Annotated in this window: 21 protein-coding genes and 1 tRNA gene; 15 read left to right on the top strand and 7 right to left on the bottom strand. The window is 33.6% G+C overall.

What is annotated here, in order from left to right:
* Window positions 1-33: 33 nt before the first annotated feature.
* Window positions 34-2,028: a flavin monoamine oxidase family protein gene (locus tag FLA105534_RS09400; protein ID WP_173965864.1), complete on the top strand. Its 1,995-nt coding sequence runs from the start codon at window positions 34-36 to the stop codon at window positions 2,026-2,028.
* Between the two features lie 328 nt (window positions 2,029-2,356).
* Here the strand turns inward: FLA105534_RS09400 and FLA105534_RS09395 are convergent, their stop codons facing one another.
* The gene (locus FLA105534_RS09395) at window positions 2,357-3,973 is read right to left on the bottom strand and encodes a S41 family peptidase (RefSeq protein ID WP_173965863.1); all 1,617 of its coding nucleotides are present in this window, start codon (window positions 3,971-3,973) and stop codon (window positions 2,357-2,359) included.
* Window positions 3,974-4,022: 49 nt separating this feature from the next.
* Entirely contained in the window at window positions 4,023-4,472 is a 450-nt protein-coding gene (locus FLA105534_RS09390) for a hypothetical protein (protein WP_173965862.1), read from the bottom strand.
* Window positions 4,473-4,758: 286 nt separating this feature from the next.
* On the opposite strand from FLA105534_RS09390, the gene FLA105534_RS09385 reads away from it, so the two are divergent.
* The 4 genes from FLA105534_RS09385 (at window position 4,759) to FLA105534_RS09370 (ending at window position 7,393) form a co-directional block, all read left to right on the top strand.
* Window positions 4,759-5,127, top strand: coding sequence for a winged helix-turn-helix transcriptional regulator (locus FLA105534_RS09385; RefSeq protein WP_173965861.1), 369 nt, complete (start codon window positions 4,759-4,761; stop codon window positions 5,125-5,127).
* A gap of 96 nt (window positions 5,128-5,223) precedes the next feature.
* Window positions 5,224-6,228, top strand: coding sequence for an MsnO8 family LLM class oxidoreductase (locus FLA105534_RS09380; protein WP_173965860.1), 1,005 nt, complete (start codon window positions 5,224-5,226; stop codon window positions 6,226-6,228).
* A 187-nt stretch (window positions 6,229-6,415) separates the two neighbouring features.
* Entirely contained in the window at window positions 6,416-6,634 is a 219-nt protein-coding gene (locus tag FLA105534_RS09375; protein WP_173965859.1) for a tautomerase family protein, read from the top strand.
* Window positions 6,635-6,658: 24 nt separating this feature from the next.
* Complete coding sequence (locus FLA105534_RS09370) at window positions 6,659-7,393, top strand: SDR family NAD(P)-dependent oxidoreductase (RefSeq protein WP_173965858.1); 735 nt, start codon at window positions 6,659-6,661, stop codon at window positions 7,391-7,393.
* Window positions 7,394-7,645: 252 nt separating this feature from the next.
* Here FLA105534_RS09370 and FLA105534_RS09365 read toward each other — a convergent pair whose 3' ends face one another.
* Together FLA105534_RS09365 and FLA105534_RS09360 are read right to left on the bottom strand one after the other, a co-directional pair.
* Window positions 7,646-8,500 carry a hypothetical protein gene (locus FLA105534_RS09365; protein ID WP_173965857.1) on the bottom strand — a complete coding sequence of 285 codons (855 nt, stop codon included), beginning with the start codon at window positions 8,498-8,500 and terminating at the stop codon, window positions 7,646-7,648.
* 72 nt (window positions 8,501-8,572) lie between these two features.
* A tRNA-Glu gene (locus FLA105534_RS09360) sits at window positions 8,573-8,644 on the bottom strand.
* A 421-nt stretch (window positions 8,645-9,065) separates the two neighbouring features.
* On the opposite strand from FLA105534_RS09360, the gene FLA105534_RS09355 reads away from it, so the two are divergent.
* The 4 genes from FLA105534_RS09355 (at window position 9,066) to FLA105534_RS09340 (ending at window position 11,311) form a co-directional block, all read left to right on the top strand.
* On the top strand, window positions 9,066-9,647 hold the full coding sequence (locus FLA105534_RS09355; RefSeq protein WP_173965856.1) for a Crp/Fnr family transcriptional regulator: 582 nt from the start codon (window positions 9,066-9,068) through the stop codon (window positions 9,645-9,647).
* 55 nt (window positions 9,648-9,702) lie between these two features.
* A complete protein-coding gene (locus FLA105534_RS09350) occupies window positions 9,703-10,326 on the top strand; it encodes a hypothetical protein (protein WP_173965855.1) in 624 nt (207 codons plus the stop codon).
* Between the two features lie 74 nt (window positions 10,327-10,400).
* Window positions 10,401-10,823 (top strand): hypothetical protein, encoded by a 423-nt coding sequence (locus FLA105534_RS09345; protein WP_173965854.1) that lies wholly within the window; start codon window positions 10,401-10,403, stop codon window positions 10,821-10,823.
* Window positions 10,820-11,311, top strand: a complete 492-nt coding sequence (locus FLA105534_RS09340; RefSeq protein ID WP_173965853.1) for a hypothetical protein — start codon at window positions 10,820-10,822, stop codon at window positions 11,309-11,311. Before FLA105534_RS09345 ends, FLA105534_RS09340 begins: the two co-directional genes overlap by 4 nt.
* Window positions 11,312-11,381: 70 nt before the next feature.
* Here FLA105534_RS09340 and FLA105534_RS09335 read toward each other — a convergent pair whose 3' ends face one another.
* Window positions 11,382-11,834: an Lrp/AsnC family transcriptional regulator gene (locus FLA105534_RS09335; protein WP_173965852.1), complete on the bottom strand. Its 453-nt coding sequence runs from the start codon at window positions 11,832-11,834 to the stop codon at window positions 11,382-11,384.
* A gap of 153 nt (window positions 11,835-11,987) precedes the next feature.
* Between FLA105534_RS09335 and FLA105534_RS09330 the strand changes: the two genes are divergently transcribed.
* From FLA105534_RS09330 to FLA105534_RS09310, 5 genes are all read left to right on the top strand, one after another.
* On the top strand, window positions 11,988-13,148 hold the full coding sequence (locus FLA105534_RS09330) for a histidine decarboxylase (protein WP_173965851.1): 1,161 nt from the start codon (window positions 11,988-11,990) through the stop codon (window positions 13,146-13,148).
* Window positions 13,149-13,532: 384 nt separating this feature from the next.
* The gene (locus FLA105534_RS09325; RefSeq protein ID WP_173965850.1) at window positions 13,533-14,036 is read left to right on the top strand and encodes a hypothetical protein; all 504 of its coding nucleotides are present in this window, start codon (window positions 13,533-13,535) and stop codon (window positions 14,034-14,036) included.
* Window positions 14,033-14,833, top strand: coding sequence for a tetratricopeptide repeat protein (locus FLA105534_RS09320; protein ID WP_173965849.1), 801 nt, complete (start codon window positions 14,033-14,035; stop codon window positions 14,831-14,833). Before FLA105534_RS09325 ends, FLA105534_RS09320 begins: the two co-directional genes overlap by 4 nt.
* Window positions 14,834-15,140: 307 nt before the next feature.
* The gene (locus FLA105534_RS09315) at window positions 15,141-15,500 is read left to right on the top strand and encodes a hypothetical protein (protein ID WP_173965848.1); all 360 of its coding nucleotides are present in this window, start codon (window positions 15,141-15,143) and stop codon (window positions 15,498-15,500) included.
* 353 nt (window positions 15,501-15,853) lie between these two features.
* Window positions 15,854-16,177 (top strand): hypothetical protein, encoded by a 324-nt coding sequence (locus FLA105534_RS09310; protein WP_173965847.1) that lies wholly within the window; start codon window positions 15,854-15,856, stop codon window positions 16,175-16,177.
* 143 nt (window positions 16,178-16,320) lie between these two features.
* Here the strand turns inward: FLA105534_RS09310 and FLA105534_RS09305 are convergent, their stop codons facing one another.
* Window positions 16,321-17,625, bottom strand: a complete 1,305-nt coding sequence (locus tag FLA105534_RS09305; protein ID WP_173965846.1) for a M20/M25/M40 family metallo-hydrolase — start codon at window positions 17,623-17,625, stop codon at window positions 16,321-16,323.
* 265 nt (window positions 17,626-17,890) lie between these two features.
* Window positions 17,891-18,391 (bottom strand): GNAT family N-acetyltransferase, encoded by a 501-nt coding sequence (locus tag FLA105534_RS09300; RefSeq protein ID WP_173965845.1) that lies wholly within the window; start codon window positions 18,389-18,391, stop codon window positions 17,891-17,893.
* A 1,224-nt stretch (window positions 18,392-19,615) separates the two neighbouring features.
* Here FLA105534_RS09300 and FLA105534_RS09295 point away from each other — a divergent pair.
* Window positions 19,616-20,224 carry a DUF6896 domain-containing protein gene (locus FLA105534_RS09295; RefSeq protein WP_173965844.1) on the top strand — a complete coding sequence of 203 codons (609 nt, stop codon included), beginning with the start codon at window positions 19,616-19,618 and terminating at the stop codon, window positions 20,222-20,224.
* Window positions 20,225-20,490 lie beyond the last annotated feature (266 nt).

Below are 20,490 nucleotides of genomic sequence, written 5' to 3'. Positions count from 1 at the left end.
GAAAAGCAATAAAAAAATTAAAAAAATAAAATCATGACCAAGAAAACATACTCTATTTTTGGAGCCGGTGCCGCCGGACTCTATACAGCGTGGAGATTATTGGATGGGAAATCCAAACGCGACAAAAATGAAAAAATGCTGGTTAAAGGCGATGTATTAGAACTCTACGACTGGGGAAAATATGATTTTTCTAAAAAAAATCCGGGAACCAGAGAGGCGGGAGCACGCGTTTGTACGTGGCATTATAAAGACAACAAAGACAATTCGTATCTGGAATTGGGCGGTATGCGATATTCATATTGGGACGGCACTCCACAAGGAGCAGGACATCGTGTAGTCACAAAAACGATAGAGAAACTGGATTTAAAGAAAGATTCAGTTGAATTTAACGAATCAGCTGATCCTTTAATGTCTTTGCGTACCAAGAACATGTATGTCTCAGATGTTAATTCGAATCAGCCGGCTCCTTATTTTACTAATAATTATGGTGAAGATGCTCCGCCGGATGATGGATTCACCACCATACAATCTGTAGCAATTACAGCAACGTCAGGTCCTGTTACCCGTAGAGAATGGTGTAAGTTTTATGAGAATGGAAAGATCGAGATTGACATGCCGGACAGTTCCATCTTTCAAAGAGGAGATTTACTAAAGGATATTGGATATTGGAATCTTGCTTATGACAGACTTGGACAAGAAGGATTTGGCTATCTGGCAGATGGTAACGGCTATAGCTCCAATGTAGTAAATAGTCATAGTGCCCAGTCGTTTAATGTTAATGACGAGTTTACGCCGGGAACAGAATATAAAACGCTGGTAAAAGGATATTCCAGCTTATTTGTTGCCTTATTCGATGAAGTTGAAAAACTAGCCAAACAAAAAGGAATAACGCTGAATTATTTTCCGGATACCCGATTACGTTCGATTCTGCATACTAAGGAAGGGATTCGTTTTACAACCGCAAAACGTGCAACTCCTGATAAACTTGCCGATAGTAAAATATGTGATGCTGCGTTTCTTGCCATGCCTCGCGCATCCATTGAACTGGTAGCTCAGGCAACACGTTATACAGATGATGAAGGTCAGGACATATTAAACCATGAAGAAGTACAGCTCTATCTGGAATCTGTAATTATGGAACCTTCCTATAAAATTGGGATGTTTTTCACTACACCATGGTGGAGAACAACCGAAGCCGGAAGCCCAACTTATCCTGCCAAACTAACCAGTTACTTTTTAACGCAGGAAGGAATTGCTAAACTGAAAAAAGAAAAATTTCCGTCTAATTATTTGAAAGCAATAGAATCAGCAAAAAATCCGGTTATTATTGCGACATCGTTTAACGATAAGGCCAGTTTTATAGCTGCGGTAGAAAATGCGATTCAGGAACGTCTGACTTTTAAAGAAGAAAAGCAAATCTCAGCTATAGCCGAATTAGATACCATTGGCCCAAGTATTACCGATATGCCGATCCGACAAGTGGTATATTTTGGTGATAACGCCATCAATCAAAAAGGGGAAAAAGTGTATGGTATTTTGGCCAGTTATGACGACATTCAGTACACCACATTTTGGAAAGCTTTAGAACTCGGCCCTCATGGAACACGCGAAACTCCGGAGTCCAGAGATTGCCAGACGCTCGAAGGACCTCGTTTAGCCACTCCGGTAATGGTCAAAATGCTTCGCTCGCAACTGGCAGCATTACATTTTGGACCACAGACTGATTATTCGGCCGTACCCGAACCTTTAGAAACGAGATATATGGACTGGTCATTGCCTCCTTTTAATGCAGGATATCATGCCTATAAATCACACTATAATCTGGGTGATGTACAACGAAAAATTAGAAAACCTTCACAACTGGTTCCAAAAGCAGATTGCGATATTTTTATCGTTGGAGAAACCTATTCAAATGATCAGGCCTGGGTAGAAGGTGCTTTTTGTACTGCCGAATCGGTTCTGAATGATTTCTTTGGAATTGAACCTATTATAGACGAAAAGTATTATCCATTTATCAGTCCGGAATAGTAGATTTTGGACTGTTTTTTAACCGCAAAGATCGCAAAGGTTTATGTAAAGTACGCAGGAATAGTAGCCGGAAGGATACATAAAACTATGTGTTAAAACTAATTGCATCCAGAAAGTTAAAGAAAACAACAAAACAGGCAATTACGTTGGAATAGAGACAAACTCCAACATAATTGCCTGTTTACTTATTCGAATAAATCAGCAGTTTTAACAATGAGTATTGCTATTGAAAAAACGATATGCTTATCTACTAAAAATAAAAAAAATCCATATTAATCCGCGTTTTCTCCTTGGCGAATCCGTCTCATCCGCGTACGATATCAAGCTTCTATTTAGCAATAAGCTTAAGAACAAATTCCATTTGTGTGTCCTTTTGCTGAAAAAAGTCGTCTAAAGAAGGCCATACTTCATAGTCAGGCATAATACCGTGACCTTCTGGCTGGTTCTCTTTTTTAGGTGCATCCTGTACGACATTTACAATTGAAAATTGTGTTTTTACTTTTGAGTTAGGAAGTTCGTAAACCAATGGTGAATGTCCATTATGAACGTAATAACCTCCAACTGTTTCCAGACCTACTATGGTAACATTATCCACATAAGCTTTTACCAGAGAAGCAAAATGGGAAGCAGCTGATGCCACATTTTCATTAATCAAAAGATAAAGCTTGCCTTTAAATAGCGGTGATTTAGGGTGATAAACCGGATTGTATTTCTGGTTCTGGAAGCTTATTTTGTTTTCGAAAACCGGATACAGTGACTTTAGATACTCTTTTCCTGCTTTTAGAGCAGTACTATCCATTCGTTCTGAAGTTGAGGTACCCCAAAAATACTTTTCGAGAGGTAAAACATTAGGGTCGAATATGATAGTAGCCTTTACATTTTCCTTGAAGGGTTTATCGGTGAGGTACATTACAGGCTGTTCAAAGTTAGGATCACTTCCTCCCGGATTATTTCTAACATCAATGATTAGATTAGCAACTTTGTTTTTGTCCAGTTCTGTAAAAATGCTATCCAAAAATCGAACATACGGTTTGAACTTAGGATCGTCTGATCCATAGGCCATACCAAAAAATCTTAGATTCAACAAACCTAAGGTCGGATTGATCATACGAAAGCTATAGGGAGGCTGTTTTTTATAATCTAGTAAATCAGTAACCGGAGCACTAAACCTGTTTTTAAGGTTGGCTGTTCTTTCCTTCAGCGTTACTGAGCGAAGCACTGTTTTTTTTAGAGATTCAGATTTTGGTGCGCTGTATTCTATAACAAACTCATCACAAAGACCATATTCGAGCAGGTAGTTCAGCCCAAACGATTTATTTACGCTGGCCGATAATTTTTGGGTAGCATGATGACCATCTGTTGTATAATATTTGTAGAAAGAGCGCATTAATTGTACGTCATTTATTCCGTTTATACTTTTTATTCTTGAGCCGGGAGGTATATCCGATGATTGACCGTCAAAAATAATTTGTCCGTTAATATAGACCAGAGGAAAAGGGAAAAATGATTTTTGTCTGTTCAGAAAATTGATTAAACCGAGATCAGGAATGGTGTAATTGTGTAAACTTCCTTCATAATCAGACAGACGAAGCATTATTTTGTAAAATTCGATAGTGCTCATGGGCTTTTTAATACTTTTAATGGCACTGTTGTAAATATGGTCTATTTGTTTTTTAGAACGGTATTGGTATAAACCGGAATTTGCTTTTTCATTTATCGCAAGGAGAGTTCTAAGATCCTCCTGCATTTGTTTTTGCGAAAGCATTTTATTGTACAGCATTAAACTATCCTTCATGGTCTTACCAAAGCTTTGCGCCTGAATAGTACAGGAGAAGAAAAACAACAATAAGAGGGTAAAGACAGATAGTAAATTTTTAGGATTCACAAATGTATTCGTTGTTTGTTTATAAAAGCAAATGGGTGGAGTAATAGGGGTACGATACATGGTTTTGGGTGGTTTTTTTATAAGGTTTTGAAGGTTAGGGTTACAGTAGCTAAGCCAATTGCTGTCTACTATTTTTAGTATTTAGAAAAAAGAGTAATTGGTCTACTTTTTTAGAATTTTCTCTAAGGTCTATCAAATTATTAAAATCTATTATTAAGGACTCGCCATTATTAAAGTATATTTTTAACCTGTCAGCACCACGACCATTAAAAAATTTCCAACTTTTAATTTCGGATAGAAGAATGACCTGGTTTTCTATTTTAGTATAGATAGGTTTTTTATCCCACTCCAATGTAAGCGTGTCTTTGTCGTTGTTGAAATCGATAATTAAGGTGCCCGTAAATAGGTATACTAAAAAAAAGAAGAAAATAAAATGAGAAAACAAGAGTAAAAGATAGTGTGTTTTAAGTCCTATAATTGCCCAAAAAAATCCTTGGAGCGGGATAGAAATTAAATAAGCGATTACCATAAAGGTAACATTTAAGGTTTTAATTTTCATAATTTAAAAATTGATGCTTTTGCAGGTGTTAGTCTTTAAAAAAATCCTTAATTTATATTTTTCGAATATACTAATATATCACAGAAATTCCTTTCAAATAGGATGTTTTTCTCAAACTTAATAAAGGCGTTTGTTTTGGGCGGTAATAATTATCTTTGCAATAGTTATTTACATACTTTCAGTCTTTGTGAAAGACGCAATATTGCCATAGTATAGGCCAGAATAATGCATTTGAATCTGTTTAAAGAAAACGCAGTTGAACTGAAAACTAAAATAAATTTGATTTATGTACGAGAGAAAAATTGAAAAAGAGTACTCCTGTGGTTTAGAGATTACAAGCGAAATTATAGGCGGGAAATGGAAACCTACTTTGATCAATCTTATTCATGAAGGTATTATTAGACCAAGTGATCTGCAACGAGCAATGCCGGCTGCATCAAGGCGTGCGCTCAATATTCAGTTAAACGAACTTCAGGAACATGGTATTATTGAGAAAAAAATATACCCTGTTTTACCTCTTAAGGTCGAATATTCACTTACTGAATTTGGTACCTGCTTACTTCCAATAACCCTCGCAATGGAAGAATGGGGAAATAAATATCGAGATCATTTCCGAAAACTTCTTGAACTAAAAAAAGAAACAACCGATAAATAAATGGTATAGTTATAGGGAATAAGTATGCCGTATCTGAATCGTTTTGCCGTTATTGTGGCAGCTTTTTTTTGGTGCTAAATTTGCAAAAAAAAAGTTATGATTCATTTAAGCATATTAGATTATTCTCCTATCGATGAGAAGAGTAATTCAAGAGAAGCATTAATTGCAACCACGAAACTGGCTCAACTTGCTGATAAATTGGGTTTTAAAAGATTTTGGGTTTCTGAGCATCATGGAATGCAGACTTTAGCCGGAAGCAATCCCGAAATGTTAATGATGCATCTTGCTGCCAATACACAAAACATACGCATCGGTTCCGGAGGAGTAATGCTGCAACATTACAGCGCATACAAAGTAGCAGAAGGCGTGAAGCTTTTGGAGGCCTTGTATCCTGGCAGGATTGACCTTGGTATTGGAAGGGCTCCGGGTGGGAATAAAATCACACACTCGGCACTCAACATCGGAAAGAGTAGAATTTCGTCATACGAACAACAGGTTAAGGATTTAAAGGCTTATTTGAGTGGTCAGGAAGAAATAACCGCTTCGTTTCCGGGTTTAATTCCAACACCAATTGTAGATACAGTACCACAGTTATGGTCTTTGGGAGCAGGAGGTAATGGAGGATTGCTTGCTGGCAGAGAAGGTACATCTTACATATTTGCACATTTTATTAACCCTGGTGGAACAGGACTGCAGGCAACAGAAGATTACTTTTCTAATTTCAGCCCTTCAGTTATTACTCCCAAACCTCAAAACATGGTCGCTGTTTTTGCAGCAGTTGCCGAAACAGAGGAAGCTGCCGAAAGGCTTGCTAAGGGATTTGATCATTGGATGCTAATGATAGAGTCAGGACGAGAAACTCCCTACTACATGACTTTTGAGAATATTCAAGAGTATCCTTATACAGCAGAAGAGAAAGAAATTATAAGAAACAACAGAAGAAGAATTATTGTCGGAAGTCCGGATAGTGCAAAGCAACAAATCGGACAGCTTGCCGCCGCATACCAAACCGACGAAGTAATGATATTGCCCCAGATTTTTGGTAAAGAAAACAGGATGAAAGCCATCGAATTACTAGCAGAGGTATTCCAGTTGGATTAGTTACTTCGTTTAAAAGAGAAGCGACAAAAAAACTGCAAGCTTCTTACTTTAGAAACAAAAACAATAAAAAAACAGCACTGAAAAACGAGACATGAAAAGGGATTTTCCTTCTTTCATGAAGGGTTTTATTGTGCATTATTTAAGCTGAAAATTCAAATAACCGCGATAAGCATAAAACAAAAAAGTCATGCCATACGTAAAGATTGAGATTACACGAGAAGGTGTTACCCGAGAACAAAAGCAAGTTCTTATAAAAGGAGTAACCGATTTAATTACAGAAACCTTAAACAAAGATCCGCATTTGACCCATGTTGTAATTCAGGAAGTAGACCTTGATAATTGGGGATATGCCGGAGAACAAGGGTCGATAATACGAGAAAGGGCTTTACAGTCAATAGAAAAATAATAAATTCAATAAACAATAGAAACAATGAAAAAACAAACAATAGTAGTTACTGGTGCAGCATCAGGAATAGGAAAAGGAATTGCAAAATACTTTTTAGACAGAGGTGATAATGTGGTTATTAATTCATTACTTCCAAGTACACTTGAAGACACATTCCAGGAACTGGGAGCAGGGAAGAATCTTGCAATGGTAGCCGGAGATGTAAGCGATAAACAAACAGGAGAACAGTTAGTACACGCAGCACTCGAAAAATTTGGTTCTTTAGATGTGTTGATTAACAATGCAGGGATTTTTGACAGCAAACCATTTCTGGAAGTAGATGAAGCTTATTTGGATAAATTTTTGAACACCAATTTTAAAGGGACATATTTCACCACGCAGGCTGTAATTCCTCAAATGTTACAGCAACAGGACGGAGTTGTTATTAATATTGGGACACCGCTGGTTAATCATGGTTTTGGTGGGTTGCCTGCTACTGCGCCTATATCAAGCAAAGGTGCTATTCATGCTTTAACGATTCAGTTAGCGGCCGAATTTGGGAAACAAAACATTCGTGTCAACACCATCGCGCCAGGTATTATACGTACACCAATGCATGGAGATAATGCAGATCAGAGTGCTGGGTTACATTTACTAAACCGAGTAGGAGAGATTGATGATATTGCCGAAATGGCTTATACGGTTGCAAAAAGCAGTTTTATTACAGGTTCAATTATCAATGTTGATGGAGGTAAAGGCGCCGGACGCAACTTAAATTAAGAAACAACACCTTAATCTGAGATAAAAACGAAACAGAGATAGTACTTAATCTAAAAAGGAAGATTTGCCCAAAGTCCGCAAAGTTTAATTAAGCTTTGCGGATTTTGCATTTTTAGTATACTTAGGCTATGATTAAAGTGTTGTATTTTAATGGGTGAAGTACCGGAAATGTTTTCGGTACTGTAATTGTAGTCCTTTTCAGGCCCCGCTAAAGAATTCGGCATGGCATAGAAAAGTAAAATACAGAAAACGTTATTTTAACTCAAAGTGATGTTCTGCTTGTTTCCATTTTAATTCGTTTACCAGGAAATATTTATGATAGAAACCAATCAAAACAACGATCTTTTTATCCGGAAATTGAGCCTTCCATTTCAAAATATTATCAATTATAGTTCGGTTTCTTAACTCTTCAAAATGACAATATCTTTTATATAACTCTCTTAATGAAATGGTTTCTTTAGTAGCTGTTTCGATTTTCAGTTGTGCAAATTGGTCATTTTCGTCTACAATTTCCTTTAGTTTTCGATATTGATAAAATTGTCTTTCACTAACCAGATTTGCGGTAGCATTTGAATTTATTTCCTTTAACGGACTATTGTCTAATTCATTTAAAGAGTTTGAAAGTTCTATAAACCTGCTCCATATTTTTTTATGTTTAGCAGAGAGGATATTTAAGGAGTCAAGAACGTTTATTTCATTAAATACCGCATCAGTATTCTGGATGCCGTTTTGTCTTCTGTAATCATTTCGTCCTTCAAATTCTATTGGTCTGAATAGAGTATTCTTAAAATTAACTTTGTATTTCAGAACTGCATTCCATTCGTTCTCGTCGTAAGTATTTTTGAAGGTAAAATCAGAATTAAAATTAGTTTTATCAGATTCCATCAGAATTAAATCCGGTTTTAGATTCTCCAGTATCTTATAGATTGTATCCGTATTGATGTTTTTTGTCGGAAAATGTACTGTTCCGATAACGATTAATTCTGGTGTCTTCGTTTTACTGTTTTTTTGGGCATTACTAAATAGTGAGGTTAAACATAATATAGTAAGTAATAGTCTTGGTTTTGCATTTGCAATCCTGATGAGGTAAACAAAATTTATATTCATTAAATAAAGTGGTTTTTATAAAAGTAAATATAAACAAAAAAGCTTCAGATTTCTCTGAAGCTTTGTATTTAGTAGCCCGTAGCGGAATCGAACCGCTCTTACATGGATGAAAACCATGCGTCCTAACCGATAGACGAACGGGCCTTCTTGTTCGTTGCGGGTGCAAAAGTGCAACTATTTTTAGAATACACAATGGAATTTTTGAATTTTTTTTTCGAGGTTATTTTGAAAACACCATTCTTAGAAACAATCAATAGCAAACGAACAGAATTAACCAAAGTTGTATTTCTTTGATTAATAATTGGTTGTTTTAGGTGTAGAAAATGGAAAATAAGATTTTTCTTTTCTTTTATTAAAATAATACCTTTCAAAAAAAATTAAAATAATTTTTGAGAATCCTTGTTTTGAAAGAAAATTCATTCGGTATTTTTGATATACTTATCGGTTTTTTTCCTTGAACATTTGTATGTATATTTGATATCGGTGTTTTAAATTCAGCATTCGCACTTCTAACTCCACAATTACAAACAAAAATACTGTGTCCCATTTCAGAGAAAACTGCCCTATGTACATTGAGCAAATAATAGAAACTATAAGTGCCACCTACGTTACGTTAACAGATGATTGTAAAGACGATCTCAAAAGAGGGGCAAAAGTTTTGATGTTTGACAAAGAGACAGTGCTTGTAAAAGAAGGTCAGTTTGCGGATAAACTCTATTTTATAATTAGTGGAAGTGCAAGAGCCTATTATACTAAAAATGGGAAGGATATTACAGATTGGTTTGCATTTGAGGGTGATTTTGTAAGTGCCATTGATAGCTTTTTTCGAGACGGTCCAACGATATACAATATCGAATTGCTTGAACCCACAACTTTGTTGCAAATTTCAAGAGAAACAGTATTGGCATTGAGCGATAAACATCATTGTTTTGAGAAATTAGGAGGAATTGCAGTAACCAAAACAATGCTTAAATTGCGGGAAAGAGTTGTTTCGATACAATTTGAGAGTGCTTCGCAGAAATATAAAAGTCTATTAAATACGCGCCCTGATATTATTCAACGAGTACAGCTAACCCATATTGCTTCTTATATTGGTGTTACGCTAGAAACTTTGAGCCGGATTCGTAACCCAAAGTATCGAATTTGATTTAGATCAAATGGATTTTGAATAAGTTGATTGAACTTTGCAGAAATCAAATGAGATGATACGAATTCATTATATTTCAGGACTAACCATTACCGTTTTTATTGGGTTACACCTATTCAATCATTTTTGCAGCATTTTTGGTGAAGAGACCTACATGGCAATAATGGATACTTTACGATTGTTTTATCGCAATACTTTTGTTGAGACAATTTTATTAGTTGCAGTTTTTATTCAAATCGTATCAGGAATCAATCTTTTTAAGAAAAGCAGAAAAACAGCAACATCCCACTTTGAGAAACTACATATTTGGACGGGACTTTACCTGGCTTTTTTTCTAATTGTTCATGTGAGTGCTGTTTTCATCGCCCGTCTCTTTTTGCACCTCGACACCAATTTTTATTTTGGAGTGGCAGGGCTTAATACCTTTCCTTTTTATTTGTTTTTTGTTCCGTATTACGGACTTGCAATTCTTTCCTTCTTCGGGCACATTGCTTCGGTTCATAACAAAAAAATGAAAAATAACATTCTCAGTTTAACACCAGAGCAACAAGCAGAATCAATTCTTATATTCGGATTTGTGTTAACAATCATCCTATTTTATGGACTAACGAACCATTTTAATGGAGTAACATTACCACATGAATACAAAATAATAATAGAGAAAATAAAGAACGTATGATTAATAAAAGAAATAGGTTCTGGGTATTTGCCGGAATAATCAATTTGTTTAGGAACTAAAAAAAAAATAGAATTATGCTAAAACTAGGAGGATATATCAATATTGTAATTGCAATAGGGCACATTCTTGGATTAATTTGGGCTGACCAGATGTTTGAAATTACGGGAATTGGAAAAGAAATGGCAACACTTGCTCAAAAGCATAGTACTTTGCCTTATTTGCTGACCATTATTGTGGCTATTGTGTTTTTTATTTTCGGTCTTTACGGACTTTCTGCAGCTAATAAGTTTAGAAAGCTGCCATTACTAAAGCCTGTTATTTTTTTAATTGCCGGAATATATCTGCTGCGTGGAATTGGAGAATTAATTGCCGATACAATACAGGGAACAAACTCAATAGCTGAAACAATATATTCTTTAGTGGCTATAATAATCGGGCTTTTGTTTTTAATTGGCGGGTTGCAAAAATGGAGAACGGAAAACAATATTTTGTTATGAAAGTAATCAATCTGCACACAAGAATAATTAATGAGCCTAAACACAAAATCGAAGAATTGTTTAGAACCTTATCGTCTGGAAACGATATGATGCTGGCAACAGATAAATGGCCGCCAATGCGATTAGACAACGGATTAAGTATTGGTTCAAAGGGTGGACACGGGCAAATAAGATATACCGTTATGGATTATAAGCCGAACCATTATATTCAATTTCAATTTACAGAACCAATAGGGTTTAATGGATTTCATAAGTTTGAAATTACGGAATTAGATGCTCATGTAACCGAGCTGAAACATTCTATTGATATGAATACAATAGGTTTGGCGACCTTAAAATGGGTGTTTGCAATTCGTTGGCTGCACGATTCTTATATTGAAGATGCATTTGACAAAGTCGAAAACCATTTTACAAAGGAAAAGAAAAATAGTAAATGGACCATTTGGGTAAGGTTTTTAAGAAAAATTTTTAAGCCCAAAAAGAAATAAACTCCTGAAAATTCTATCCCATTCTCAGAAGAGTTCCTCATGAGGAGGAGTAGTTTATTTTTTGGAATTTTTACAAATTATAGGCGAAATCATTTTTTATTTCTTCCATCACGAAAGAACTTTGCACATTTGAAATTCCCTTGATAACCGATAATTTATCGATCACAAACTTTTGGTATTCGTTCATGTCATTGACCGCCACTTTTAGTAAAAAATCATAATTTCCGGACACGTGAAAACAACCCATTATTTCGGGCAACACAAGAATGTGCTGTTTAAAATCATCTATCAATTCTCGTGAGTGCACCGCCAAAGTAACCTGACAATACACACTGATTGATTTTCCAATTTTTTCAGGATCCAGCAAGGCAACATAATTCTTGATGTACTGCTTTTGTTCTAGTTTCTTGATTCTCTCAAAGGTGGGAGAAACAGATAATCCTATTTTATCGGCAATTTCTTTGGTATTTTGTTTCGCATCTTGCTGCAAAAGCATTAATATTTTTTTGTCTATGGCATCCATCTCAGAATAATTATATGGTTTTAGAAAAAAGAAATAGTAAATTCAATATTAAAAAACTTTATTATGGTTCAAATTTAGAATTATATTTTGAGTTTTGTTGTTAATGAAGGATATTAAACCATTAAAAGTACATTTACAGAAAAATTAAATGTTATGACACCTATTTCAGAATCGCTATCCCTAGAAGACAATCAACGTTTATTCGATTTGAATCAATACATCGAAAATGCAAGAGATAATTTCTTAGGCTATCCTGTATCTAAAGATTTTGATTACTCGGAAATCAGTCATTTTTTAAAATATCCGATTAATAATCTTGGGGATCCTTTTGAAGATTGTACCTACAAAGTGCAAACACACGAACTGGAAAGAGAAGTGGTTGGTTTTTTTGCCAAATTATTCCGTGCCAATCCAAAAGATTATTGGGGGTATGTAACTAATGGTGGTTCGGAAAGTAATTTATACGGACTTTATCTCGCACGAGAATTATATCCAAAAGCAATGGTTTATTATTCGGAATCGACCCATTACAGTGTGCGTAAAAATATTCATTTGCTCAACATTCCAAGTATCGTTATTCGCTCACAGGAAAATGGTGAAATTGATTATGAGGATTTTGAGAATACATTAAAACTGAATCGCCATAAACCGGCCATTGTGCTTACCACTTTTGGTACCACCATGAAAGAAGCCAAAGATGACGTATCAAAAATTAAAAATATTCTAAAAGCATTAGCCATACAGGATAGTTACATCCATTGTGACGCAGCCTTATCCGGAAGTTATGGTGCTTTTATGGAACCACGACTTCCTTTTGATTTTATGGATGGAGCAGACAGTATTTCTATAAGCGGACACAAATTTATAGGTTCGCCTATTCCAACTGGTGTTATTATCACGAAGCGTTCTAATAGAGATAGAATCTCAAAAGGAATCTCGTATATCGGTTCCTTAGATACGACGATTACAGGATCCAGAAATGGTCATTCTCCGTTGTTTTTATGGTTTGCCTTAAAAAAACTAGGTATTGAAGGTTTAAAAAAACGTTATTTACACAGCCTGGAAGTAGCGGAATATTGTGAGCAGAGACTGAAAAACATGGGGATTGCGGCCTGGAGAAATCCAAATTCAATCACAGTAGTCTTTCCAAAAATAACCGAAGAAGTTAAATCAAAATGGCAACTAGCCACTGAGGGCGATATTTCTCATATTATTTGCATGCCAAACGTGACCAAAGAACAAATCGATCTGTTTATCAACGACGTAGAAAATTGCATTGAAATCCCTGAAGAAATGGCGGAATTCAGCTGGTAGTTTTTTAGAATAGTATTGTTAGTTCTGTTCTGTAAAAAAGCTTATGAAAAAAGCGTAAATGTCTCCGACTTTACGCTTTTTTTTATGATATTGTAAATGGTAGATTTTCTAAAAATCTCAATTGTAAGTGTTTTGAATGTGAAATCATTTAACTAGTAAAAATTAAACGAAATTTCTGGTGAATTTAAAAATATTTGTGCAGTAGTGATGAGGATGCGTCGGGGAGTGTAGAGCAATTGGCTTACTGGGAAATTGGTTTTGTGTTTAGAATGATTTGGCTAATTCGAATATTGGGCGTAGTTTAGTCCAAAACCGCAATAGCATCAGAATATTATCAGCAATTATTACTCTTAAAAAAAACTAGAAAAAAGAAACAAATATACAATGACTAAAATATTAAAATTCTTCTTGTTTATACCATTAGTTTCTTTCGGTCAGGAAAAAAGCGAAACTAAATCTGTATATCCAAATTATGTTGGGGATATCGAATTTAATTCAGAAATGGACAATAAAGATTTTGAGTTATGTAATTCAAAACATATTTATCAATACTTTAATAGGGGTGATGGTTTGGTATATGAAGGAGATAAATTGGCTATTGAAAAAGAGTTTGCTGAAAAATATAAATCAAAAATCATTAAAAACGAAACAGGGCTAATCAGAATTAATTTTGTTGTTAATTGTAAAGGAAAAACGGATAGATTTCGTTTGATTTCTATGAACGAAAATTATGAAGAGAAAGTTTTTGTTAAATCAATAACAGAACAACTTATGAGTATTACAAAAAACTTAAAAGGCTGGGAAGGGAAAAAAAGCAAAGAAATTGATTATTATCAATACTTGATTTTTAAAATAGAAAATGGACAATTAAAAGAAATATTACCTTGAAAAATTTAGCTTACTTATTTTTGCTTTGCCCTGTTTATTTATTTTCTCAACCAAATTGTAATGCTTTTTTGTACAAAGGCGATACCTTACAATATAAAGCTTGTATTGAAGCAGAAAAAACGGAAAAACTATATCAATTTCAAAGAGAGTTTCAAGAGATTCTTGATAATGCAATTAAAATTTGTCCAAATTTCGCATATGCTTACAGAGAGAAATCTACAGCGTATTTAAAAAGCGGAGACTTTTTAACCTGGAAAAAATTAATAGACAAAGCAGTTGATTTAGATTTCGGTTTAAATTTAGGTTATCGTGCTTGGTGTCGTTATCAATTTTTTAGAGATTATAAAGGGGCTATTAAAGACATTGAAAAACTTGATAGTTTGGTAAATTACGATATAGGATATTCAACAAATGGAGATTATCATTTGAACATAACAAAAGGTATTTGTTACAGTGCAATTAATCAAAAGAAAAAAGCAATTAAAATATTCAACGAACAATTAAAAACAAAAGATTATTCGGCTGGATTATATGATTATTATCAATTAGGTGTAACTTATTATCAAGTTAAAGATTATACGAATGCTTTAAAAGCATTTGAAAAACAAACTAAAATAAATGAGTTCGCTGATAATTCTTATTATAAATGTAAGGTTTATAAAGTCTTACAAAACCAAGAAAAATATAAAAAGTACAAAGAAACTGCGTTAGCATTGTACGCTGAAAATAAAAAAATGTTCGATCCTTATACTCGACATTTTAATAGTGTTTATTACGAAACAATTAAAAATGAATAAAAATTGTTGGTGACAGCCCGGCTCTCCGAAGAGTTCCCTATGAAAAGCCCCCGCTATGCAAAGTGTTTATCTTTAACGCTGTGCGAATGTCTCTGACTTCGCACCCGCAAAGTGATTAAGTTTTCTTGTAGAAGATGTAATTTGAAAACGACGATTAATATAAATAGAATTAAGAAAAGTCGGGAGACTTATACAGGTGTAAAGTTTATGAGAACGAAAGGTTAACAACGCAAAGTCAGGAGACTTTGCGTAGCGGAGGGACTTCTTATTCAACACCTTCTTTTGGAACTAAAAAACAATTTTAAACATGAAAAAAGGGATGTTTTTATTAGTAATTTTTTTGATAACTATTGTTGGATTTATTTTTATAAATATATTTATAAAATCACGTCAAGAGTGTAGTAAGAAATATGATTTTATCATAGCTAATATTGAAATAGATGCTAAAGGAGATTTAACATTTTATGATAGTCTTAACAATAAATATTCTTTTGCAAGTTATAGGTTTAATAAATTCTACAACTTAGAAATTTCAGTTGGAGATAAAGTTTATAAGGACCAGTATTCAAAAAGCTTAACTATTAGCAGAAAAATAAAAAATGAATATAAAGTTTATTATATACAACAGCCTAATGGTATAATTCCTTTTTCATTTTATAACTATTAAAGGAAACTTGAGTAATGTATTAGATGTTGTAACTAATTATTCCATCTAGGATTCGCAGAAAACCAATTGCTAATTTTCTGAAGAGTTGTGTAAATGTCTCTGACTTCGCACTTACTCCAAAATCATTAAGAACAAAGTCACTTCATTAAACGGAGTGGCTTTTGGTTTATCTCATAATTCATTAAAGATCTTAAAACTTAAATAATTCGATATAATCAATTTGTGTTTTATCTGCTTTTCTTGAAAAAAATAGTTTTTTTCTGATGTTATCATATAAGATAACCATTTTTTGAAAATATATGCTAAAATTTGAATGATCAAAAAAAAGTAAGATTAATTTAAATAATAGCTCAATGAAAACAAATGAAAATAAAGATTTAGAGTATCTCAAAAGATTAGCAGATGGGTATTTGAATGCATTAAAACCAACGAATGACAAAACAGGGTATTATGTCGCTGAAATCAAAGTGCTGAATTATTCTGAACTTGGTTGTGTTATTGCAAACATGCTTAAATTATGCGTTTTGGCGCTGAATCAGGATGAGTGTAAAATTTCAGAAACGGTTAAACCATCGGCTATAGATGTGGGGATTGTATTGGAAGTTGCTCTGCAACTTTTTCCTAATGATGAGTTTGATTTGTTAAGCGAAATCAATGAAGTTCTTATTTCTAAATAAGATTGAAAGTGCAAACATGTAACAAAAGTTACGAAATGACAAGTTGAGAAAGTGTGTAAAAAAAAGCTCCAGATTTCTCTGAAGCTTTGTCTTGGTAGTTCGTCGCGGCGAAGACTCGAACCTGTATAATAATTTATTTACGGTTATTTTAATTGAGTGGTATTTACTCTTGTTGGCGTATCTTTTCCATTTATAATCGAAGAAGAGCTTAGTGCAATTGATTTTATGATTTGGGTCATGTTATCAATATCTAACGTTTCAAATTCATCATCGGCCGTATGATACTTGAGTTCGTTATCCATTTTTGAAGTAGAAATGGTGTGAGCAGGAACTCCAAGTTTGGCTAAAGTAGCGTTGTCTGAACGGTAAAATAATTGTTGTTCCGGATAAGGGTCTGCATAAAATTTAAAGCTTGTTCCGGTTAAATTAGTTTGTAAAATCTGCCCCATATTCGACTTTTCGTAACCTGTAATGTAAGCAGAGTTTTTACCCCATTTAGATTCTGTTCCTATCATTTCAATATTGAACATCGCAATCACTTTTTCTGGTGCAAGCTGTTTAGAAAAATATTTGGCTCCATAACCACCTAATTCTTCAGCTGTAAATGTGGTAAAAATAATAGTACGCTCGTTGTTGTTTTGTTTTTTAAAATATTTTGCAAGCATAATTACTGCTGTTGTTCCGGCAGCATCATCATTAGCGCCATTATAAATAGAATCTGTTGCAGGATGCGGGACACCTTCTTGAGGAGAGCCTACTCCTAAATGATCATAATGTCCTGAAAAAATCACATACTCATTTGGTTTGGTTTTTCCGGGTAATATTCCAACAACATTATTCAATGTTTTTTTGGAGATTGTATTCGTTAATTCAACAGAAAAAGTGGTCGCTTCTGGGGTACCAAAAACAAACATAATGGTATTGTTCCCAGGATTAGCAGTTATTCGATCAATATGTTGAATATTCGGTAAAACCTTATCAAATGAAGGGTCAACTAGTACCAAAAGATTTTTCGGACTTTTGTAGTATTCATTAAATTTCTCGCCAATGTTATCCCCTTTATTGATTTTTACAACAGAAATATCGCTTTTTTCAGTTAAAGAAACCTGAGGAAGATAGGAGAATGTTACAACTTGATTGTTATTTATTTCTTTGCCGTCAATAGTGATTTTTGAAGAAATTGCTTTCGAGTCAGTCATCGAAAATTCTTGTCTGTAATTCGTTGCTGCATTGAAAGTTTGCAAACCAATTTCTTTAAACTCCGATTCTATAAAGGCTGATGCTTTGTCGATACCGGGAGTAAAAGTTCTTCTACCCTGCATATCATCTGCTGAAAGTATTTTCTCTATGCGAGTTACTTCCTTATTCGTAATAATTTTATCTATCGATTGTCCATGTACATTAAAACATTGACTTAGAACAAATACACTTACAATAATTTTTCTCATATTTTAGTTTTATAAATAAGGTTTTAGTTAATCCAAAAGTATGTTATTTATTTGCAAAACTTAGTGCTGGTAAAAGTTTTTAATTAAAAAGAACTGACAACATTGCTAAATTATAAATTGCAATTACATCAGTGAAAATGGAGGTAATAAAGCCACAGTAGAATTTTTATCAGCAGTATTTTTAATTTGATTCCTGGTTACCTCCCATTATGCGAAGTGTTCAACTGCAATGCTATGAATGTCTCTGACTTCACACCCGCAAAGATTATAATCTTTCTATCTTAAAATAAGCTAGCTCTTCTTCATTTCTTATCAGATTATTTAATCGTTCAAATCCGGCCTTTTGCAGTACATTTTGTGATCCGGTGTTATTGAGATCTGTTATAGCAACAACTTCTTTTGTATTTGTATTTGCAAAACTATATTGTGTTATTGCTTTGCATACTTCTGTAGCAATACCTTTTCCCCAATATTCCCTACTGAGTACATAGCCAATTTCTATTTGGTTTATGTTATGTATAAAAATACGAGCAACACACATTCCTACGAAATTATTATTTGTAGTGTCAAATATCGCCCATCGACTAAGATTTTTCTTTTCATAGTTTTCAAGCAATTCATTAAACATTTCTACATATCTTTCTAGTGAAGTATCAGGAAGGTATTGTGTAACTTGATTGTCTTTAAAAAGATTTAAAAATGTTTGTTGCTCTCGAGGTAAAAATTCGCGAATAATAATTCTTGGGCTTTGATAAAGAGTAGACATTGGTTATATTTAAGATGAATAATTTAGAAGTGTTTGCTAAAATTATTAGCAGATTTGTTTTTGTAAGTACAGTCAAATTTATAGAAAATAAATAGAGAAAACTTCTCGCTTTTTAAAATGTTTAATGATATTATTTGTTTTTTATCATAGAATGCGCAGCGGGGTTAATCTTGAAAAACAAAGAAAAAATATATTACAATTGTTTAACCGAAATTATAAATTCAGAAAATAATCTGCTAAAAAGTAGCAGAATAAAAAAAGCACAAAATTGAAGATATATGGCCTATCTACTAATATTTACAACCACCGTTACAAGCGATTTATTAATTTAGTGGAATTATCGTTTTTATATCTATTTTTGTTAAGCCGAAAATACTCAGTTTCAAAACCCGTAAACCGCTTGTAGTACTGGGACGTAGTGACAGACATTTCAAAACTTTGAGGATGAAAACTTTTAAATTTTGCAGTAAATAAAATGAAACTTAAAAAAAGATCCTTCTTTATATTAGCCATACCTTTTATTATATTATGCATTTTTAGTTTTATTGGAAATCGATAAAGACAAAGATTTTATAATTCTAAAATTGAATCGAAAATTATTGATAGTAACAACTGGCAAAAAAGGACTTGCGAATATTTTTTAGTTAATGATTTAGAAATTCACGTTACAGTTTTAGATACATTCAAATTATATGTTGGAGATTCAATTTCAAAAAAACAGAAATCCTGGGAGTATAGAGTTTTTAGAAAGAGAAAAAAGAATAAGCAATTTGAATTTATCAATAATTATAAAATGGCTAACTAAGCAAGCCAATAATACCCGCTCTTCGAAGAGTTATTATAAAAAATAAATTTGTCGCACTAGCTGTGCAAGTGTCTCTAACTTCGCACCTCCGCTATGCGAAGTGTTCATCTGCAACGCTGTTCGAATGTCTCTGACTTAGCACCCGCAAAGTGATTAAGTTTTCTTGTAGAAGATGTAATTTGGAAATGACTATTAATATAAATAGAATTAAGGAAAGTCGGGAGATTTATACAGTTTAAGGTTTATGAGAACTAATGGTTAAAAATGCAAAGTCAGCAGACTTTGCGTAGCAGGTAATTAGCTTAATTTAATTATGATTTTGTATTTGGAAGATTTGGCAAATCCGAAGAATAGGCTTAATTTGGTCCCAAACACGTTGTAGTAGCGGGACGTTAGACAACATTCACTTAAGAAAGAAATTGGACAATTCAAACAAAAAATTAATAACTCCGGAAGAAGTTGAAGTAAATCAAGTTTTCTTTGAGAAATGTGCTTTAGAGTATCGAGAACTTGCTACCCAATTAATCTTTGAGTTAGAAGAGTTTTTAAAGATTGACATTTCAAATGAGCTTCCCTATTTAGCTTTTGTCAAATATTGGCAAAAGAATGGGCAAAGTGGAAAAATGAATAACTGGAAATTTTTTTTTCATGGTTTTCACTGTGCCTTTGAAAATGTTGTTACAAATCAATATATTGAAGTTTCTATTGTCTTTGGATTAGAATTTGGTGACCTAGATCCTTATTTCTTCACTCAATACATAAAGTCGACTCCTGGATGTTTTCCAATCCCACTAGTGATAAATGATAATTACAAAGATGGTATAACAATACTAGAGACAATGTTATCCATTGGTAAGTTTGAGAAAATTAATTCAAACTGGCCAAATCGTTACGGAACTGTAGTAAAAAATAGACCCGATAAAGTTGAAATAATCACATTTGAAAACCCATTTGAAAAGTCAAACGACAAAATAAAAGTTGAAAAAAAAGGAAAGTTTGATCTCTGGAAACTTTTTAAATTAAAATAAAACGTTGCCTAACAGCGGTTTCACGCCATAGCTCGTTTTGTTTTTCTTGGAAAATACTTAGTACATTCCTATTTCGACTTTCTTGTAATATTTTTTGCTAAATTTGCCGCTACAGCGTGAAGCCGCGGAACGTTATGCCTCAGTTAAAAAACCGAACTAAACCAAAATATTACAAATTAAGTTCATTAAAAATATTGAAAGTACCTGCGTTAATTGACCGCTAACGTAACAATTAATCAAACCAGAGTAAGGCTTGTTGTTTTACT

Source organism: Flavobacterium collinsii, from assembly GCF_902804485.1.
GTDB lineage: Bacteria > Bacteroidota > Bacteroidia > Flavobacteriales > Flavobacteriaceae > Flavobacterium > Flavobacterium collinsii.
The sequence above is the reverse complement of the archived record's forward strand: the minus strand, read 5'-3'. Positions and strand labels throughout refer to the sequence as shown.

Bases quoted from the DNA above. Each gene is read 5' to 3' on its own strand.
- FLA105534_RS09400 (WP_173965864.1), top strand. From the start codon at position 34: ATGACCAAGAAAACATACTCTATTTTTGGAGCCGGTGCCGCCGGACTC.
- FLA105534_RS09395 (WP_173965863.1), bottom strand. From the start codon at position 3,973: ATGTATCGTACCCCTATTACTCCACCCATTTGCTTTTATAAACAAACA.
- FLA105534_RS09390 (WP_173965862.1), bottom strand. From the start codon at position 4,472: ATGAAAATTAAAACCTTAAATGTTACCTTTATGGTAATCGCTTATTTA.
- FLA105534_RS09385 (WP_173965861.1), top strand. From the start codon at position 4,759: ATGTACGAGAGAAAAATTGAAAAAGAGTACTCCTGTGGTTTAGAGATT.
- FLA105534_RS09380 (WP_173965860.1), top strand. From the start codon at position 5,224: ATGATTCATTTAAGCATATTAGATTATTCTCCTATCGATGAGAAGAGT.
- FLA105534_RS09375 (WP_173965859.1), top strand. From the start codon at position 6,416: ATGCCATACGTAAAGATTGAGATTACACGAGAAGGTGTTACCCGAGAA.
- FLA105534_RS09370 (WP_173965858.1), top strand. From the start codon at position 6,659: ATGAAAAAACAAACAATAGTAGTTACTGGTGCAGCATCAGGAATAGGA.
- FLA105534_RS09365 (WP_173965857.1), bottom strand. From the start codon at position 8,500: ATGAATATAAATTTTGTTTACCTCATCAGGATTGCAAATGCAAAACCA.
- FLA105534_RS09355 (WP_173965856.1), top strand. From the start codon at position 9,066: ATGTACATTGAGCAAATAATAGAAACTATAAGTGCCACCTACGTTACG.
- FLA105534_RS09350 (WP_173965855.1), top strand. From the start codon at position 9,703: ATGATACGAATTCATTATATTTCAGGACTAACCATTACCGTTTTTATT.
- FLA105534_RS09345 (WP_173965854.1), top strand. From the start codon at position 10,401: ATGCTAAAACTAGGAGGATATATCAATATTGTAATTGCAATAGGGCAC.
- FLA105534_RS09340 (WP_173965853.1), top strand. From the start codon at position 10,820: ATGAAAGTAATCAATCTGCACACAAGAATAATTAATGAGCCTAAACAC.
- FLA105534_RS09335 (WP_173965852.1), bottom strand. From the start codon at position 11,834: ATGGATGCCATAGACAAAAAAATATTAATGCTTTTGCAGCAAGATGCG.
- FLA105534_RS09330 (WP_173965851.1), top strand. From the start codon at position 11,988: ATGACACCTATTTCAGAATCGCTATCCCTAGAAGACAATCAACGTTTA.
- FLA105534_RS09325 (WP_173965850.1), top strand. From the start codon at position 13,533: ATGACTAAAATATTAAAATTCTTCTTGTTTATACCATTAGTTTCTTTC.
- FLA105534_RS09315 (WP_173965848.1), top strand. From the start codon at position 15,141: ATGAAAAAAGGGATGTTTTTATTAGTAATTTTTTTGATAACTATTGTT.
- FLA105534_RS09310 (WP_173965847.1), top strand. From the start codon at position 15,854: ATGAAAACAAATGAAAATAAAGATTTAGAGTATCTCAAAAGATTAGCA.
- FLA105534_RS09305 (WP_173965846.1), bottom strand. From the start codon at position 17,625: ATGAGAAAAATTATTGTAAGTGTATTTGTTCTAAGTCAATGTTTTAAT.
- FLA105534_RS09300 (WP_173965845.1), bottom strand. From the start codon at position 18,391: ATGTCTACTCTTTATCAAAGCCCAAGAATTATTATTCGCGAATTTTTA.